The organism is Mycolicibacterium nivoides, assembly GCF_003855255.1.
Classification (GTDB): domain Bacteria; phylum Actinomycetota; class Actinomycetes; order Mycobacteriales; family Mycobacteriaceae; genus Mycobacterium; species Mycobacterium nivoides.
Genome location: NZ_CP034072.1, coordinates 1,300,176 through 1,316,028, shown reverse-complemented (window position 1 = coordinate 1,316,028; position 15,853 = coordinate 1,300,176). Strand labels below are relative to the sequence as shown.

The 15,853-nt window shown below is 66.3% G+C and carries 15 protein-coding genes and 1 pseudogene; 9 read left to right on the top strand and 7 right to left on the bottom strand.

The window, feature by feature from the left end; translation table 11 throughout:
• The first annotated feature begins 20 nt into the window (after positions 1-20).
• Entirely contained in the window at positions 21-422 is a 402-nt protein-coding gene (locus tag EH231_RS06190) for a hypothetical protein (protein WP_124712083.1), read from the top strand.
• A 7-nt stretch (positions 423-429) separates the two neighbouring features.
• On the opposite strand, the gene EH231_RS06185 is transcribed toward EH231_RS06190, so the two are convergent.
• The 4 genes from EH231_RS06185 to EH231_RS06170 form a co-directional block, all read right to left on the bottom strand.
• Positions 430-1,731 carry a TrpB-like pyridoxal phosphate-dependent enzyme gene (locus EH231_RS06185; protein ID WP_124712082.1) on the bottom strand — a complete coding sequence of 434 codons (1,302 nt, stop codon included), beginning with the start codon at positions 1,729-1,731 and terminating at the stop codon, positions 430-432.
• Positions 1,728-2,510 (bottom strand): rhomboid-like protein, encoded by a 783-nt coding sequence (locus tag EH231_RS06180; RefSeq protein ID WP_234927153.1) that lies wholly within the window; start codon positions 2,508-2,510, stop codon positions 1,728-1,730. The genes EH231_RS06185 and EH231_RS06180 overlap by 4 nt, the downstream gene beginning before the upstream one ends.
• A 54-nt stretch (positions 2,511-2,564) precedes the next feature.
• Positions 2,565-3,929: an MprF family protein gene (locus EH231_RS06175; protein ID WP_241177897.1), complete on the bottom strand. Its 1,365-nt coding sequence runs from the start codon at positions 3,927-3,929 to the stop codon at positions 2,565-2,567.
• A 135-nt stretch (positions 3,930-4,064) separates the two neighbouring features.
• Entirely contained in the window at positions 4,065-4,586 is a 522-nt protein-coding gene (locus EH231_RS06170) for a CGNR zinc finger domain-containing protein (protein WP_241177896.1), read from the bottom strand.
• A 25-nt stretch (positions 4,587-4,611) separates the two neighbouring features.
• On the opposite strand from EH231_RS06170, the pseudogene EH231_RS33760 reads away from it, so the two are divergent.
• From EH231_RS33760 to EH231_RS06150, 5 genes and pseudogenes are all read left to right on the top strand, one after another.
• A pseudogene (locus EH231_RS33760) lies at positions 4,612-5,162 on the top strand (MFS transporter); the annotation flags it as partial.
• Between the two features lie 93 nt (positions 5,163-5,255).
• A complete protein-coding gene (locus EH231_RS06165) occupies positions 5,256-6,014 on the top strand; it encodes an MFS transporter (RefSeq protein ID WP_420891969.1) in 759 nt (252 codons plus the stop codon).
• A gap of 164 nt (positions 6,015-6,178) precedes the next feature.
• Positions 6,179-7,024, top strand: a complete 846-nt coding sequence (locus EH231_RS06160) for an alpha/beta fold hydrolase (protein WP_090434380.1) — start codon at positions 6,179-6,181, stop codon at positions 7,022-7,024.
• Positions 7,025-7,246: 222 nt separating this feature from the next.
• The gene (locus EH231_RS06155; RefSeq protein WP_124712080.1) at positions 7,247-7,768 is read left to right on the top strand and encodes a nuclear transport factor 2-like protein; all 522 of its coding nucleotides are present in this window, start codon (positions 7,247-7,249) and stop codon (positions 7,766-7,768) included.
• Between the two features lie 368 nt (positions 7,769-8,136).
• Positions 8,137-8,445: a hypothetical protein gene (locus EH231_RS06150; protein ID WP_124712079.1), complete on the top strand. Its 309-nt coding sequence runs from the start codon at positions 8,137-8,139 to the stop codon at positions 8,443-8,445.
• A gap of 64 nt (positions 8,446-8,509) precedes the next feature.
• On the opposite strand, the gene EH231_RS06145 is transcribed toward EH231_RS06150, so the two are convergent.
• Positions 8,510-9,385 (bottom strand): ESX-1 system-associated protein, encoded by an 876-nt coding sequence (locus tag EH231_RS06145; RefSeq protein ID WP_124712078.1) that lies wholly within the window; start codon positions 9,383-9,385, stop codon positions 8,510-8,512.
• Positions 9,386-9,572: 187 nt separating this feature from the next.
• On the bottom strand, positions 9,573-10,220 hold the full coding sequence (locus EH231_RS06140; protein ID WP_090434370.1) for a LysM peptidoglycan-binding domain-containing protein: 648 nt from the start codon (positions 10,218-10,220) through the stop codon (positions 9,573-9,575).
• A 379-nt stretch (positions 10,221-10,599) separates the two neighbouring features.
• Here EH231_RS06140 and EH231_RS06135 point away from each other — a divergent pair, with 379 nt between their 5' ends.
• Positions 10,600-11,448, top strand: coding sequence for an alpha/beta fold hydrolase (locus EH231_RS06135; RefSeq protein WP_124712077.1), 849 nt, complete (start codon positions 10,600-10,602; stop codon positions 11,446-11,448).
• Positions 11,449-11,463: 15 nt separating this feature from the next.
• Positions 11,464-12,528 carry an isocitrate/isopropylmalate dehydrogenase family protein gene (locus tag EH231_RS06130; RefSeq protein ID WP_124712076.1) on the top strand — a complete coding sequence of 355 codons (1,065 nt, stop codon included), beginning with the start codon at positions 11,464-11,466 and terminating at the stop codon, positions 12,526-12,528.
• A gap of 3 nt (positions 12,529-12,531) precedes the next feature.
• Here the strand turns inward: EH231_RS06130 and EH231_RS06125 are convergent, their stop codons facing one another.
• On the bottom strand, positions 12,532-13,920 hold the full coding sequence (locus tag EH231_RS06125) for a purine-cytosine permease family protein (RefSeq protein WP_124712075.1): 1,389 nt from the start codon (positions 13,918-13,920) through the stop codon (positions 12,532-12,534).
• Positions 13,921-14,014: 94 nt separating this feature from the next.
• On the opposite strand from EH231_RS06125, the gene EH231_RS06120 reads away from it, so the two are divergent.
• Positions 14,015-15,484 (top strand): MFS transporter, encoded by a 1,470-nt coding sequence (locus EH231_RS06120; RefSeq protein ID WP_124712074.1) that lies wholly within the window; start codon positions 14,015-14,017, stop codon positions 15,482-15,484.
• Positions 15,485-15,853: the final 369 nt, after the last annotated feature.

Sequence of the window (15,853 nt, the reverse complement as noted above, 5' to 3'; positions counted from 1 at the left end):
TCACCAGGAGGAGACGAACCATGGACACCGAATCGTTCACCGGTACTTGGAGCTACCGCAGCTTCGTCGACAACCCTGACCTCGACGTGGATTTCAACGACCTGAGGTTCGGCGCGGGCACGTTGACGCTGCACTCTCCGAGCTTCGGCCAGCTGGCCGGGACGCTCGGCGGCACCGGTTGGCAACTCGAGATCAAAGGTGCGGCGTCCTACGGGAATCCGTTCGCGTGCCGTCTTCAGGGGGTGGGGGAAATCGGGGGCGAAACCTGGGTCTACGACTACCTCGGTTATCTGACTCCGTCGTGGCCGCACGGAGTCAACCAGGTGCCGGCGATCACCGGATCGGTGATCCGCACCGTGGCGCACTCCAACGGTCAGGCCGAGGCCGGATTCGTTGCGTCCTTCATCGCCGTCCGGTCGTAGGCCGGGCTCAGAAGTTCCCGTCCAGGAATTCCGCGTACGCCGGCAGATCGAGTTGACCGTGACCCGAGAGTCCGATCACGACCACCTGCTCGTTCGGGTCGTCGGCCACGTGCGCGGCGGCGGCCGCGATGGCGTGAGTGGACTCGGGTGCGGGCACGATGCCCTGGGTTCGCGCGAACAGGACGCCCGCGGAGAAAGCATCGTGCTGCCCGACGGCAATGCCCTCGACCAGTCCCAGTTCGACGGTATGACTGAGCGCCGGGGCCATCCCGTGGTAGCGCAGGCCACCCGCATGGATGGGATCTGGCACGAAATCCATTCCGAGCGTGTGCATCTTGAGCAGTGGGGTCAGTCCCGCGACGTCGCCGTGGTCGTAGCGGTACTCCCCCTGTGTGATCGACGGACACGCAGCGGGCTCCGCGGCGATCACCTTCGGGTTCGATCGTCCATGAATCTTCTCGCGCAGGAACGGGAATGCGAGGCCGGCGAGGTTGGAACCACCACCGGCACAGCCGAAGACGACGTCGGCACCATCCGGCTCGACAGCGGCGAGCTGCGCGACGGCCTCGAGCCCGATCACGCTCTGATGGAGGACGACGTGGTTGAGCACGCTGCCCAGCGCATAGCGGGTGTCCGCGTTGGCAGCCGCCACCTCGACGGCCTCACTCACCGCCATCCCGAGACTGCCGGTGGTGTCCGGGTGGGCCGCGAGGATCGCGCGTCCCGACTCGGTGAGATTTGACGGGCTTGAGTGCACGGTGCCGCCGTACGTGCGAATGAGGTGACCGCGGTAGGGCTTCGACTCATAGGACGCGCGGACCTGCCATACCTCGACCTCGAGGCCGAACTGTGCTCCGGCGAAGGACAGGGCACTACCCCACTGCCCGGCACCTGTCTCGGTGGTCAGCCTCCGGACCCCGTCGACGCTGTTGTAATAGGCCTGCGCCACAGCAGAATTGGTCTTGTGGCTGCCGACCGGGCTGACACCCTCGTACTTGACGTAGATGTGGGCACCGGTGTTGAGCGCCTGCTCGAACCGGCGGGCCCGGATCAGCGGCGCCGGGCGCCACATCGAGTAGATGTCGCGCACCACCTCCGGGATCTCGATGTAGGGCTCGGTGGATACCTCCTGAGCGATCAATCCGCTCGGGAAGAGCGCCGCGAGGTCGTCGGGGCCGACCGGTTCCTTGGTTCCCGGGTGCAGATGGGGCGGGATCGGCTGGTCCAGCTCGGCTGCCAGGTTGTACCAGTGCGTCGGTACCCCGACGGAAACCAGATCCGGATGGGCAGCGTCGGCGTGCAGCGTCATGCCGACACTGTAGTCAGGCTGGGTTCGCCGACCTTCGGCGCTCCGAGCCACCGCCACCAAGCCCAAGTCGCGATCCCGGCGACCGCAAGACCCGCGGGAAGCGCAATCGGCGCCGCGGGCAGGGACACTCCGACGAGGAGCAGCAGTCCGAACCCGATACCGATTCCCAGCAGTACCCGCCGGGCCGGCGTCCAGTCCGAGCCGGTGCTGAATCGGGTCGACAGCAGGATCCCGAGAATCAGCGCAATGGCATGTCCAATGGCGGTGAAATCGGTCCCCGAGACCGCCACCACCAGGGCAATTGTCACCCATCCACCGATCCATGCCGGGCGCCACCGCGTCGGAATGGCCGCGGTGAGCGTGCCGAGGACGGCGATCGCGCCGTAGCTCAGCCCCACGTCTTTCGCGTGCGCGACAGAGATCGGCAACCAGCCGAGTCTGATCGCGGCGGCCAGCCCGGCGGCCACGATCAGGGTGGCCCCGACATGCCCCAGGGCGAAGGCCTGGATCAACCGCCTGCTGCACCACAGCAGCTCCGCCAACGCCAGCAGACACACCAGGCCCGGCAGCAGGAGATAGGTGTATCCCTCGGCGGTGACGAACGCGCTGCCCACCAGCGTTCCCAGATGGCCCTGCCCAAGGTTCTCCAGGTTGGTACTCAGATGACCGACCACACTGTCCTGCACCCTGGGCCCCAGGATCAGCAGCAGGGACGCGATTACGAACAGCGCCGCCGCGTAGACCAGGGTGACTCGGACCCGGATCAGACTGGAGAGCATTCGCGACAACATCCCGATCCAGAATACCGACATCGCCCCGGCGAAATCAGCTGGTCACGGCACCGGGCGGTGTGGAGCGAGCTCGAGCGTCACCAACACCGCCGCCGCTGGAAGCAGGTCGACCAGCGGCAGCAGCACATACCGCTGCTCGCCCATCGCGTCGAACTTGCGGACGTATCTATACAGCGACTCCAGTTTGATGAGCCGATCGCCGGCATGAGCGATGGTCCGCAGCGCCCGCACGGGTACCTCACCGCTGCGGTCACTGCGGAACAGATCGGGAAACGGCGCAAAGGCCAGCGAGACACGCTCGCCGCCGTGCGATCGGGCCCAGCCGATCATGTCCACAGTGAGCCGTTCGTCGATCCCATTCGGTGCGCTCAGCCGTCGCCACGGCAGGTCAAGGCTCAATTCGGCACCGCCACCGGCGGCGACGTAACGCTGAAAGGCCTGAATCCGTCCCGCACGGTCCCGCGCGTAGATCAGCCACACGCCGGGACAGCGGCCGGACAAGGTGTCGCCGAGCATCATCGAGAACCCTCGCTCACGACCGACTGCCTTTCCCGACTCGCGCATCACGTCGAGGAGTTCGGCCCGGAGCGCATCGTTCACACCGGACTCGGCGACCACCTCGGTCGTCACGCCGACGTTGCGCGTTCGCTGCGCCGCCTGCCGGAGGTTGCGCTTGGACCGACCGGCCAGGTCGAACCCGTTCACCTCCACCACGACGTCACGTCCGATCGGGATGGCCCGCAGGGCGGTGCCGGTCACGGCACGGTCGCGCCACAACATCACCCGCCGTTCGGACGCGCCCAGCACCAGGATGCGCCAGCCCTGCGCTCGACACAGGCCGCCGAATGCGGTGACGACCTCCGGGTAACGGGTCGGGTCTCCGATCGGATCACCGCTGGCCACCGCAAACCCGGCCACCGTCCGAAAGGCGAGTGCGGCGGTGCCGTCGGCCGAGAACACGTAACTTTTGCCCGCGGCCATCGCGAACGGCGCCAGCGGATCGCCCCGGGTGCGGTCGACCAGAGATGCCACCGCACGTAACGCACCGGGTTGCGCCGTCGACCCCCGCGGCCTGATCAGCATGGCGGCCGAGAGGACGAGACAGATCCACGCGTCAGCCGGGTGGCCGAGCACCACCGCGAATGTCGCCAGCAACAGGGCCGCCGCGGCGGTGGCACCATGGGCCACGGTCAGCGGGCGTCCGAGGAGCAGACCGTGCAGCAGAATCGTCGCGGCCAACGACACCGCGACCAGCCCCATCAGCGCTGACTCGTGACCGATCTGGCCCGTGTTGTGATCGAGAACCAGTGCTGCCCCGCTACCCGCGAGGGTCAGTACCACCACGCCGAGCAGGATTCGCAGCGGCAGCCTGCGCTGTGTACCGGTCCCGGCAGGATCCGTCGTCACGCCGGAACGTGGGCGTGATGCGGGTGCCGGTGACGTAGTCACATCTGCGGTCTTCCCAGTGTTGCCCGAGCGCACGGATCGTACGCTCTATCACCCAATATACGAACCGGGCCCGACACGTGCTCCAGTCAGTCGCTAACGGGCAGACATGGCTCGGTGCCGCCTGACGGCGTCGCGATTGGCGCAACCGTGACTGCAGTACTTCTGTGTACCCGGTCGGGTGAAGTCGACGAATGCCAAGGCGCATCCTTGGCGGGCGCAACGCCGGATACGGTGCATCCCGCGTTCGGTGAGGAAGTGGGCGGCCGCGGCACTCGTGGCGCCGGCCAGCGTGGCGGCGAAGCCGGCGTCAGCGTCGCGGTAGTGCAGATGCCAGCCGCTGCCGTCGTGATCTGTGATCGACGGGCTGGTGGCGAAGCGCGCCAGTAACTGATTGAGAACCGTGACCCGACTCTGTTCGGTGCCGGCGTCGACGACATCCGTCCAGAGTTCCAGGAAATCCCTTACCTCTCGTACGTCGGCACGCGTGACGCGGCAGTGGATGGGCATGTCGCGAGCCGTCCAGCGCTGTTCCAGGTCGGCCGGTGTGGACGCGGGGCGATTGACCAGATCGGTCACGTTCCGCAGCAGCGGCTCGATGTAATGGTTTACACGCACAAGACCATTACATCAGGGTCGGACCATGTCCTTGAACTCCCCCGGGTCCGCCCCGGTTCACGACCCTTCACCCGAGCAAGGCAGCGATTGGCGCCCGTTGGTGACCTGTTGCCTGGCGACCTTCCTGTTACTCGCGTTCACCACCGTCGTGACGGTCAGCGCGGGGAATGTCGCGAGCAGGCTGGGTGCCGGATTCGCAACAGCCCAATGGATTATCGACGGGTACACCCTGGCGCTGGCCGCGCTCGTGATGGCCATGGGAACCCTGGGAGATCGGTGGGGACACCGGCGGCTCTTCTTGGTCGGTCTGATCGTGTTCGGAGTGGCATCGGCGGGGTGCGCGGCGGCCTCCTGGTCGCGGCGCGCGTCGTCCAGGGCACGGGCGGTGCGGCGATCTTCGGAACCGTCGTTCCGCTGTTGACCCAGCACTACCGACGCCGCACGCGCGGAATCACATTCGCTGTCTGGGGAACAGTTGCGGGGATCGGCAGCACCACGGGAACGATCGCCGGCGGAGCGGTCACCCAATTCATCTCGTGGCGCTGGTTGTTTCTCGGCGCACTGCCCATCTGTCTGGTCGCCGTGATCATCGGCGGGCAATCGCTGTCGCGGGAGCGTCCGGTGCGCGCCCGACTCGACGTCGCGGGAATAGCCCTCATCACCACCGTGATGACGGGGACCACGTACGCGGTGATCAATGCCGGTGAGTCCGGGTGGACCTCGCCCGGGACCCTGGGAGCCGCCGCGGTGAGTTTCGCCGCGGTTTGCGTGTTCGTCTCGGTCCAACGCCGCGCCGCCCATCCGCTGCTGCCGCCGGACCTGTTCGCAACACGTGGATTCCTCGCCGTACTCATCGCCGGATTTGCTTACTACTTCGCGGCTTTCGCCGCACTGCCGGCGCTGTCGCAGTGGTTGCAGTCCAGCCGCGGCATGCAACCCCTGCAAGCGGCTCTGGTGCTGACGCTGCAACTTGCCGCATTCGTTCTGGTGTCGCTGACCTTGAGCGCTCGACTGCACCATGCGCCGCGCAGCTGGGTGCTCGGTGGCGGAACGTTGCTCACCGGACTGGCCTGTCTGCCCGGTGCGGCACTGTTGTTGCGCCCACACTGGACTTCACTGATCGCGATGCTGATCGGAACCGGCATCGGTGCTGCAATCGTGTCCCCGGTTCTGCCCGCCGTTGCGGCGACGGCGGTCCCGCCCGCACGGGCCGGAGTGGCCGCCGCAGCAGCCAACGCCGCCCGCCAACTGGGCCTTACCATCGGCATCGCACTGTGCGGCACCATCAGCCACGCAGCGCATTTGCGCGACGGAACGTCGACGTACGCGGTAGTGGCCGCCCTCCTCACCTGTGGGGCGGTTGCGCTGTCCGGCGGGGCGATCAGCACCGTATTGCTCCACCGCGAAAGATCCTGTGTCGCAAGATAAGGCAGTCACGCGTATTGGTGACGACGTTCTGATCGGATTCTGGCCTCCGTCACCGCAGGCTCTCCCCGCGGTGACGGAGTCGAGGCCACGCGGGACACCGGATCGTGTTCCACGGTGCGGGACTGCCGGGGAGCCGGCGGGCGGGCACCCGTAGGTTGGTTGCCATGACCGAGCTGGAACTGAGGGAGATCGAGACGTCCGCCGGCGTGTTGCGGTACTACGACACCGGCGACGGCCCGGCGCTGCTGTTCCTCCACGGCTCGGGGCCAGGAGTGACAGGCTGGCGCAATTTCCGGGGGATCCTGCCCACCTTCGCCCAGCAATTCCGGTGCCTGGTCCTGGAATTCCCGGGGTTCGGTGTCACTGACGACATCGGCGGCCACCCCATGGTCACCGCCCAGGGCGTGGTGGGCCCCTTCGTCGATGCCCTCGACATCGACCGGGTGCACATCGTCGGAAACTCCATGGGTGGCGGGGTGGGAATCAACTTCGCCATCCGCAGGCCGGACCGCATCGGCAAGCTGGTCACCATCGGTGGCATCGGAACCAACCTGTTCAGCCCGGGCCCCAGCGAGGGCATCCGGCTCCTGCAGGAGTTCACCGACGACCCGACCCGTCAGCGCCTGATCGACTGGCTGAACTCGATGGTGTTCGACCCGGCGCTGGTCACCGACGAGCTCATCGAACAGCGGTGGGAGCTGGCTACCGACCCCACGACCCTGGCCGCCGCCAAGCGGATGTACGGCAAGGCGGCGTTCGCGGGGATGATGGCCGCCATGCGGTCGTCGGATGCCCCGATGCCCTGGGCCCAGATGCACAAGGTTGCCGCCCCCACGCTGCTGACCTGGGGCCGCGATGACCGGGTCAGCCCGCTCGACATGGCACTGATCCCCATGCGGACGATCCCGAACGCCGAGCTGCATGTGTTCCCCAACTGCGGACACTGGGCCATGATCGAAGCCAAGGAGGCCTTCGAGCAGACCGTGCTGGGGTTCCTCAACCGCACCTAGTTTCGCGGTGCGTCGAACCCGTCCAAGAAGCGCTGCGGTCCTGACTTCGCGACGGCTCCCGAACAGGCATTCCCCCGTGCCGAAATGTGGGTCCATGACGTAATGCCGACCGTGAAGATTCACCGTTGAATCTGCGATACAGGTCTGTATATTAGTGGTGTGCGCCGGGCCACACGAGCCGCCGGCCTGGCCTTGCCACTCCCCCAATGAATAAGGACCGCAATGGATCTGGTCGACCGAATCGCCAAACACCGCCGCATGGCCGAGAGCTACCGCGACAAGTACGTGCTGCGGAAGGTGCAGGAAGGCGAGTCGTACGACGAGTGGGAGTTCACCGACGACGCCGTGTACACCTCGCCCTACTTCGTGGCAGGTCAGGAACTCGTGCTCAAAGACGTGGCGACCTCGTTCGACGTCGCGGCCACCGTCGAGGCCAAGGCCTATTCGGTGGTGTTCCCCGACTGGAAACCCGTCGACCACAAGTTCTGGCCCGCCGAGAACGGCCTCGTCATGCGCTACCGCTGGGAGGGCACGACAGCCGAGGGTGAGACGATGGGCTTCTACTCGATCAGCTTCATCGACACCAACGACGACGGCCAGATCACCCACTGGTCGACCTACGTCAACGACGAGGAATACGGTCCTTTCCTGGAAAAGGCGATCGGCGCCCGTGGGCCCTTCTACGGGGACGAGTACATGGAGGCGCTGGCTCGCCACTTCGAAAAGCACAATCTGACCTGGTGAGTACGGGTCCCCGGCAGTCGGGACCGGTATGAGCGTTGGCACCGTCGATTGTTCCTGGGAAATGCCTTGGCGCGTAACGAAGGCCGCGTCGACTTTGATGAGATCCTCAGCCACTGCTCCGATTGGCGGGTTGACCTCGTTGAATCCGCCGTCTCATCCTCGTCGTCGGTGCGTCGCCGCGACGGTACGCCGGGACGCATCTGAAGTGCGCTGTCGGCACTCAATATCACTGAGTCCTAGCAGTTTTCATCTCGTTACCGACCGCACAGCACGTGCCTATGGTCAACACAGGGCAAACACAACCCGCCGAAATAGCTTTGCTCTCCGTGCGGCACCGTCGTCGCACTGATCAGAAACGGAGTAAAGCAATGCGTTTCAAAAAATCCGTGGGCATATCGGCGATGGCGGCAGGAATAGGCGTGGCCGGGTTGCTGGGGCTGGGCATCGGCACCGCAGGCGCCGACCCGGGCCCTGGTTGCGACCGTCCGGGTGCGCAGCAATGCGACCGCCACGACGACCGTGACTTCCGGCCCGACGACTGGCACGGTCGCGGCATCGACGCGGCGCGTCGTGATCATCAACCGTTCGAGTGGAATGGCCAGCGGGTGACCCCGATGCAGGCCGCCGACGGCCGCGGTTGGGGTTTCTGGTTCCTCGATCGTTGGATTCCGATGTAACCGAACCGATTTCTGGTGGGGCACTCATCCCCTAGTGCCCCACCAGATACCGGAACGAGGGCACTCAACGTGGGGTTGAGCAAGCCGCCTTCACCGCGGCGTCCATCGCGCCGGCCGCGGTCCAGTTCGCATGGTCTGCCGGCTCGAACTTCGGCAGTTTGGTGGCGTAGTTGTCCACGTACCGAGACTGGGCCCGCAGCAGACCGATCAGAAGCGGATCCGTGGCCTTGTCGGCCAAGGCGCGCAATTCGGCGGCCTCCTGGCGCATGACCGGGATGACAGCCAGTGTCACCGACCGTTGCTTGGGTGACCAGCGCGATGCCGGGACCCGGTGGTCGGTCTTGACCCACGCCTGCTGCTTGCCGTCGTACCCGGCGCCGGCCCGCTGCCATTGCGAACACACCGGATCCGGCTTGGGTGCGGCAAACGCCTGAGCGGGCCGGTCGCCCGGCTCATCCGTCACGGTCGACGCAACCACTTCGGCGGGAACGGGTTTGACACCCGATGGTGCCGGTCCCGCAGTGGCCCGCTGATCCTCGTGCCGCGACATCGTGACTCCCACGACGCCGCCGACGAGCAACGCGGCGGCAGTGGTCGCACCCACCGTTTTCCACACCCGGGTCCGGTTGCCGGTCAGCTTCGGACTCAGTGACCACCGACTCGCACCGCCACCCCCGCGAAGGGCCACGCTGAATGCCGCGTCCGGGCGGGCCCTCAATTCGGCGACAGCTACTTCGACGGCAGCGGTCGGTGTTCCCAGATCGGTGAGAACCTTGACGAATCGGGCAACCGACACGAGATCGCGTCCGTAGAGCGTCCCTTGCGGTTGCCCAGCCGGCAGGAACCGCTCGACCAGGTCCTCCCGCAGCTGCGACGCCCGGGCCACTTCCGCCGCGGTCAGCCAATGCCCTGGAACGTCTTCTGTCCCAATCGAGCTCATTCAGATGGTCCTTCCCGCGCACACCCCATGATTGGTACCGCATCCTGCGCATACGCTGCAACCGCGCAGGCGCCCCACAGCCGCCACGTTGCTGTCACAAGTTGGCCACCGAAAGGTCACGGCCGCCGCCGTCGTCGGCAACACGGGATCGACTGGCAAACAACCACTCTCGTTCACACCGAAGCGATCACGAGGGGAAGTACACCACCTGATTGGAGAAGAGGTGGTGCGGACGGTTGATGTAGTTGGCCGCGCCGGCAACGGCCGCACGGGTCGACACATCGTCATCGCCGTACTCCTCGACGCACAGTGACTCGAGGGTGTCGCCGGCGATATGGCGACGACGATTGAGCCCGGGAACCATCAGAACCTGGCCCGGGTCCGGATCGGTGGATGGGTCCAGGTTGTTGGCGTTGGCGATGACGATCGCAAGGTTATCGTCGCCGTACCACCGGGCCGCCAGGACCACGAAGCTCTCCCCTTCGACGACGGTATGGTGTCCGACGTTGGTGAGATCCGGCAAGAGCAACCACGTACCGCGACGGATCTCCCGCTGCGCCACACCGTTGACCACTTCCCATATCAACTGGATGTCCGGGCTTTGCGTCCCGTAGAACGACTGGGTGAGCTGCCTGCGGGCGGCGGTGCCGTCATCAGCCGTGAACAGATGCCGGTAGGTGACGTACGGGATCAACAATTCCTGCCCGATGTTGATCAGCCCCGGATTGCTGAGGTGATTCTGCTCGGCGATCACGGGGTAGAGATCTCCGTCGCCGTATTCGCGCTGGGCGATCCCGAACAGGGTGTCGCCGAGTGCCACGGTGTAGTTCTTCATCTGCCACTGCCTTTCTGGTCGTGTGCGGCCCATATCGGCTCAGTGTCGAGTACCCCTCGGTCTGTGGTCGCGCGTAGCGGGCTACCTCAAGTCGAGCGGGATACCTGCGCCTGTCAGTCCTGTTGGCGCTCTTGCCATCCCGGTGCTGAGGGGAACGTCCACAGCACCCGCGGTGCCGATGGTCAAGGCGGGCATCGCCGGGACGGGGGCGGCTCCACCACCGATGCCCGCGTAGTCGGCTACTCGCTGCTGTACCGAAGCGTCACAACAGGGCATCACCGGGAAGCTGGACCGCCGGGCACAGAGCCTGCTCACCAACATCTCGTCGAACGGCAATGCCTCATTCCCGGCTGCCGCAGCGCTTGGCATGATGCAGGGCATGGATCAGTACCGCCGCGGGGAATTCGTGTTCGACGTCATCGATGACGGTCCCGCCGACGGTCCGGTGGTCGTCTTGCTTCATGGTTTCCCCCAGCAGAATGTCAGCTGGGAGCCGATCATCTCCCCGCTCACCGCCGCGGGGTTCCGGTGTCTTGCGCCCAATCAGCGCGGGTACTCGCCCGGCGCCCGGCCGACTCGTCGCCGCGATTACCGCGCGACGGAATTGGTGAAGGACACCGTTGCGCTGATCGATGCCAGCGGCGCCGATCGCGTCCATCTCGTCGGCCACGACTGGGGTGCCGCGGTGGCCTGGAGCGTGGCCGGCCACGTACCCGGGAAACTGGCGTCGTTGTCGGCGCTGTCGGTGCCTCATCCGCTGGCATTCCTGCGGTCCCTGCTCACCAGCCGACAGGGTCTGGCCTCCTGGTACATGTACGTCAATCAACTGCCGTGGGTGTCCGAACGGTTGATGCTCGGGCGCGACGGCAACGGCGCGGCGATTGAAAAATCCCTGATCCACAGCGGGCTGCCACCCGAGGCCGCCGAACGTGACGCTCGCGCGATGGCTCAACCCGGGGCCCTGACCGCCGCGCTGAACTGGTATCGAGCCATGCCGCTGAGCCGGTCGGGCCTGAGCGCCGCGGACAAGATCACGGTGCCGACGCTGTACGTCTGGAGTGACCGCGACATCGCGATCACCGCCAAGCCTGCGCGCGATACCGCGAACTACGTGAGCGGTCCCTACCGTTTCGAAACGCTGCAGGGGGTCTCGCACTGGCTCCCGGAAGAAAAGCCGGCGGAGATCGCAGAAATGTTGTTGCAGTGGTTCGCGGCCCATCCTGTTTGAGCGGAAGATGACGGTGTGCTGACTCTGGGCGTGCTTCTCGGCGACGGTATCGGGCCGGAGATCGTGGATTCGGCCACCAGGGTCGCTGAACGGGCCCTGGCCAGTGTTTCGGTCGCCGTGCGCTGGCGCGAACTGCCGTTCGGCCTCGAGGCGATCGGTGAGTTCGGAACTCCGCTGCCGGAACCCACGCTGGCCGAGCTCGACGGGCTGGCCGGGTGGATTCTCGGGCCGCACGACAACGCCGGATACCCCGAGCAGTTCCGGGGCACATTGTCGCCCGGTGGGGCAATCCGCAAGCGCTACAACTTGTTCGCCAACATCCGGCCCGCGCGCACCCTGAGTGCAGCCGTCCACGCGGTCTGCCCCGATCTCGATGTGGTCATCGTCAGGGAGAACACCGAAGGGTTCTACGCCGACCGCAACATGTACGACGGCGCAGGCGAATTCATGCCCACCCCCGATGTCGCGCTGGCCGTCGCGGTTTTCACCCGGACCGCCTGTGAGCGGATCGCCCATCAGGCGTTCCAGTTGGCGTCCGTCCGGCGCAAGTCGGTCACCGTCGCCCACAAGACGAATGTCCTGGCCAAGACCACCGGGCTGTTCCGCGACGTGTGCCAGGCGGTCGCCGAGAGCTACCCCGACGTCGAAGTCCGTGGTGAGCACATCGACGCCTTGGCGGCTCGATTGGTGAGCCACCCGCGCGACTTCGATGTGATCGTGGCCGAGAACATGTTCGGCGACATCCTGTCCGACCTCGCCGGGCAGTTGAGCGGCTCACTCGGGATGGCGCCCTCGATCAACGCGTCGCACACTCACGCGATGGCGCAGGCGGCCCACGGGTCTGCGCCCGACATCGCCGGACGCGACATCGCCAACCCGGTCGCGATGATCCTGTCCACCGCGATGCTGCTGCGATGGCTGGCCGGCAGGGAGGGCGGCACACCGGCGCTCGGCATCGCCGCGGATCGCATCGAGGACGCGGTCCGGCGGACCCTCGATGCCGGTGTCGGCACCGCAGACATCGGCGGCAGCGCGTCCACGTCGTCGTTCACCGAGTACGTACTGGCCGCACTGCCCTGACCCCTATGGTCGGGCCGCCCGCCGTGTCAACAGTCGGTAACCTCCGTAAAGCGCGAGCGCCGCAACAAAATTGACGAAGTAGGCGATGTCGGCACCGTGCCATGCGGTGGCCACCGCACCCTGGATCAGGGTGGTGTTCATGAACGGCACGGCGACGGCGTAGGCCACCAGGAAGGTGATCAGTGCCGCCACCGCATCGCGGCGCCCGGTGAGTTCGGTGCTCGGATCGATGGTGTTGCGTCCGCGGGTACGGATCGCCCAATCCACCACGACCACGGCGACAAACGCCGGAATCCAGTAGCTGACCAACAGCAGAACATCGGTGAACCTGGTCGCGGTATCGGCGGCGTGCAGCCACAGGATCAAACCGAAGGCCAGCGCCGTCACGATGATCGCGGACACCGGCCGGCGCACCCGCACACCGATGGTCTGCAACGCCAAGGAGCCGCTGTAGTCGTTCATCACCCCCGAGCCGACCGCTGCGAGCGCGATCACCAACAGCGCCAGACCGCCGAGCAGGCCCCCGCCCATGACCGCGTGGACACCGTCGGCGGTGTGCTCACCGATGACCGACGCGGCCGCGATCCCGATGCCCTGAACGAAGATGTAGCCCAACACGATCCCGGCGAACGAGTACCCGAACACCTGCCACCGCGACGAGTCGCCGGGGAGATACCGACTGAAATCGGCGGCGTAGCTGGCCCACGAGATCGCCAGGCTCAGGGCGATGGTGACCTCGAAAACGAAAGCTCCGGCCAGATCGGCACCGGACACCGACGGCGCCACGACGATGTCGTGGCCGCTGACCAGCTTGACCGTGAAGACCGCGAACGTGATGAAGAGGATGACGGTCAACACCGCCTGCAGGCGGTGGATCAACTCGTAGCCGAAGAACCCGACTACGCCCTGCACCGCCAGCACGATCAACACCGCGATCCAGAACGGGATGCCCAGCAGCGCCGCGAGCGCCTCCCCGCCGAACAGCCCGACGAGTGCGTCCCAGGCGATCGACGATCCCCACTGCAGGATGCCCGGCACCACGACGAGCCCGCCGAATGCCATGCGCGCGTTCGGAAGTTGGCCCGCCCCGGTGCGCGGTCCCCACGTCGACAGGTATGCGACCACGCCCGACCCCAGAACGGTGCCGATCACCATGGCCAGCAGTCCCAGCCAGAAGCCCAGCCCGAGGGTGATCGCCAATGTCCCGGTGAAGACGCCGGTCATGTTCACCTGCGGTGCGAACCACACCGTGAACAGCCGGGCGGGATGTCCGTACCGTTGGTCGGCGGCCAGCGGTGCGATCCCATGGGTCTCCACGGTCAGGTCACCCGAGCCGGTCGGGCGGCGCCCGCTGAACGTAGCTGCGTTGAGCGCACTGACGCCGAAAGCCATTCGTCTATTCGACCACGCACCCGGTGTGCGGGCACGTGTCGCACCAAGGCCATAATCGGGAAACACAAAGATTAGCTATGGATCGGAGCGGGACGTGGCCAGGACCGAAACCGACCGGTCCGCCTCCCCCGCGGTGCCCGGAATACCCCGTCGCCCCGGTGTCCTGATCGTCGGCCTGAGTCTGGTGGCCCTCACCGTCGCCATCCTGCAGACCGCAGTGGTCCCCATCCTTGGCATCATCGCCAGGCAGCTGAACACCTCGTCGGTGGCGGTCAGCTGGGCCGTCACCGCCAACCTGCTGGCGGCCGCCGCGTCGACCCCGCTGATCGGCAGGCTGGCCGACCTCTACAGCAAGAAGCGGGTCCTGCTCGGCGTGCTGGTGGTCGTACTGGCAGGTTCGGTGCTGGCCGCGGTCACGGCGTCGGTACCGCTGCTGGTGGCAGCCCGCATCCTGCAGGGCGCCTCGTACGCGCTCTATCCGATCAGCATCGCGATCCTGCGCGAAGAACTCGCCGAGGATCGTCTGGTCGGCGCCATGTCGGTGTTGTCCGGGACGCTGGGTTTCGGCGGCGGCGTCGGCCTCGTCGTCACCGGCCTCTTGATGTCGGGCGACGCCGGGTATCACCGGGTCTTCTGGCTCACCACCGCATTCACCGCCGTCGTCATCGTGGTGGCGGTCGTGGTCGTGCCCAACCGCAAGCCTGCCGCCGGCGGCGCGATCGACTGGCTGGGCGCCGCGGGCCTGGCGATCGGGCTGTCGTCGATGCTGCTGGCCATCACCCAGGGCAACTCGTGGGGCTGGACCCACCCGGGGACGCTCGGCTTTCTGACCGGCGGTATCGGCGTGCTGATCGGCTGGTGGTGGTGGGAACGACGAGCCGCCGATCCCCTGGTCTCGACCACGATGCTGGCCCGGCGACCCATCCTGCTGACCAATCTGGCCACGATCTTGGTCGGAATGGGGCTGTACTTCGCCTTCCTCGGCCTCACCCAGTTCGTGCAGATGTCACGTGAGGCCGCCGGCTACGGATTCGGCGCCAGTGTGCTGCAAGCCAGCGTCTACTTCCTGCTGCCCGGAGCGCTGACCGGTTTTCTGGTGGCACTCGTCAGCGGCCGGTACATCGACCGGTACGGCGCCCGCCGAGTACTGGTGGTGGCCGCTGTCGCCGGGATCGCCGGATTCGTCATGCTCGCCGTGGCCCATGGCCGTCCCTGGCAGGTCGTCGTGGCAGGTGTCTTGGCCAACGCCTATATCAGCCTGGGCTACGGCGCCCTGCCCGCGTTGGTCGTCAGCGAGGTGGACGCCAGTGAGACGGGCATCGCCACGAGCATGAACGCGATCGCCCGCACGATCGGCAGCTCCGTTGCGGCCGCTGTCGTGGCGGTACTGCTCGGGCATCGAATGGTGCCGTCGGAAGGCAGCTTCGTGACGATCTTCGTCGCCGGAGCGGTCACAGCCGCCCTGGCGATGGCTCTCATCGCGGTATCCCGCGCCCCCGACCGCCACGGCGAGTCCGTGCGCACCATGTCCGAGTCCCGCGCCATGAACCACGAGTGGGGCTGATTCCTCCAGTCGCCGGTTTCCCGTCGTGACGGCCCGCTGAGCTGCGAAACTTGACTCCAGCCAGTCACTGCCCTTCCAGACCGTGGACCGACCGCACCCGCCGTGGCCGTTAGCCTGCCACGCTATGGAATCACGCTGTCAAGCCGGTTCAGACAAAGGATTCCATTGAAAAATTGTTAATTCATTGCGGAAACGGTTGCGAAGGTCGGCTCCATCGGCGATTGTTTACCGACAGCTTCCCGGCTGTACTGGAGGAGGATTCCGCTGACCGGCCCAGATATCACCGCCGTCGACAAGTCGACGGGACACGACGGCTCGCCACGCACCGGCGCGCCCGTCATAGAGATCGACCACGTCACGAAACGGTTC

What these genes read in the sequence shown, in the direction of transcription:
- EH231_RS06190 (WP_124712083.1), top strand. Translation starts at nt 21, where the DNA reads ATGGACACCGAATCGTTCACCGGTACTTGGAGCTACCGCAGCTTCGTC.
- EH231_RS06185 (WP_124712082.1), bottom strand. Translation starts at nt 1,731, where the DNA reads ATGACGCTGCACGCCGACGCTGCCCATCCGGATCTGGTTTCCGTCGGG.
- EH231_RS06180 (WP_234927153.1), bottom strand. Translation starts at nt 2,510, where the DNA reads ATGCTCTCCAGTCTGATCCGGGTCCGAGTCACCCTGGTCTACGCGGCG.
- EH231_RS06165 (WP_420891969.1), top strand. Translation starts at nt 5,256, where the DNA reads ATGACGGGGACCACGTACGCGGTGATCAATGCCGGTGAGTCCGGGTGG.
- EH231_RS06160 (WP_090434380.1), top strand. Translation starts at nt 6,179, where the DNA reads ATGACCGAGCTGGAACTGAGGGAGATCGAGACGTCCGCCGGCGTGTTG.
- EH231_RS06155 (WP_124712080.1), top strand. Translation starts at nt 7,247, where the DNA reads ATGGATCTGGTCGACCGAATCGCCAAACACCGCCGCATGGCCGAGAGC.
- EH231_RS06150 (WP_124712079.1), top strand. Translation starts at nt 8,137, where the DNA reads ATGCGTTTCAAAAAATCCGTGGGCATATCGGCGATGGCGGCAGGAATA.
- EH231_RS06145 (WP_124712078.1), bottom strand. Translation starts at nt 9,385, where the DNA reads ATGAGCTCGATTGGGACAGAAGACGTTCCAGGGCATTGGCTGACCGCG.
- EH231_RS06140 (WP_090434370.1), bottom strand. Translation starts at nt 10,220, where the DNA reads ATGAAGAACTACACCGTGGCACTCGGCGACACCCTGTTCGGGATCGCC.
- EH231_RS06135 (WP_124712077.1), top strand. Translation starts at nt 10,600, where the DNA reads ATGGATCAGTACCGCCGCGGGGAATTCGTGTTCGACGTCATCGATGAC.
- EH231_RS06125 (WP_124712075.1), bottom strand. Translation starts at nt 13,920, where the DNA reads ATGGCTTTCGGCGTCAGTGCGCTCAACGCAGCTACGTTCAGCGGGCGC.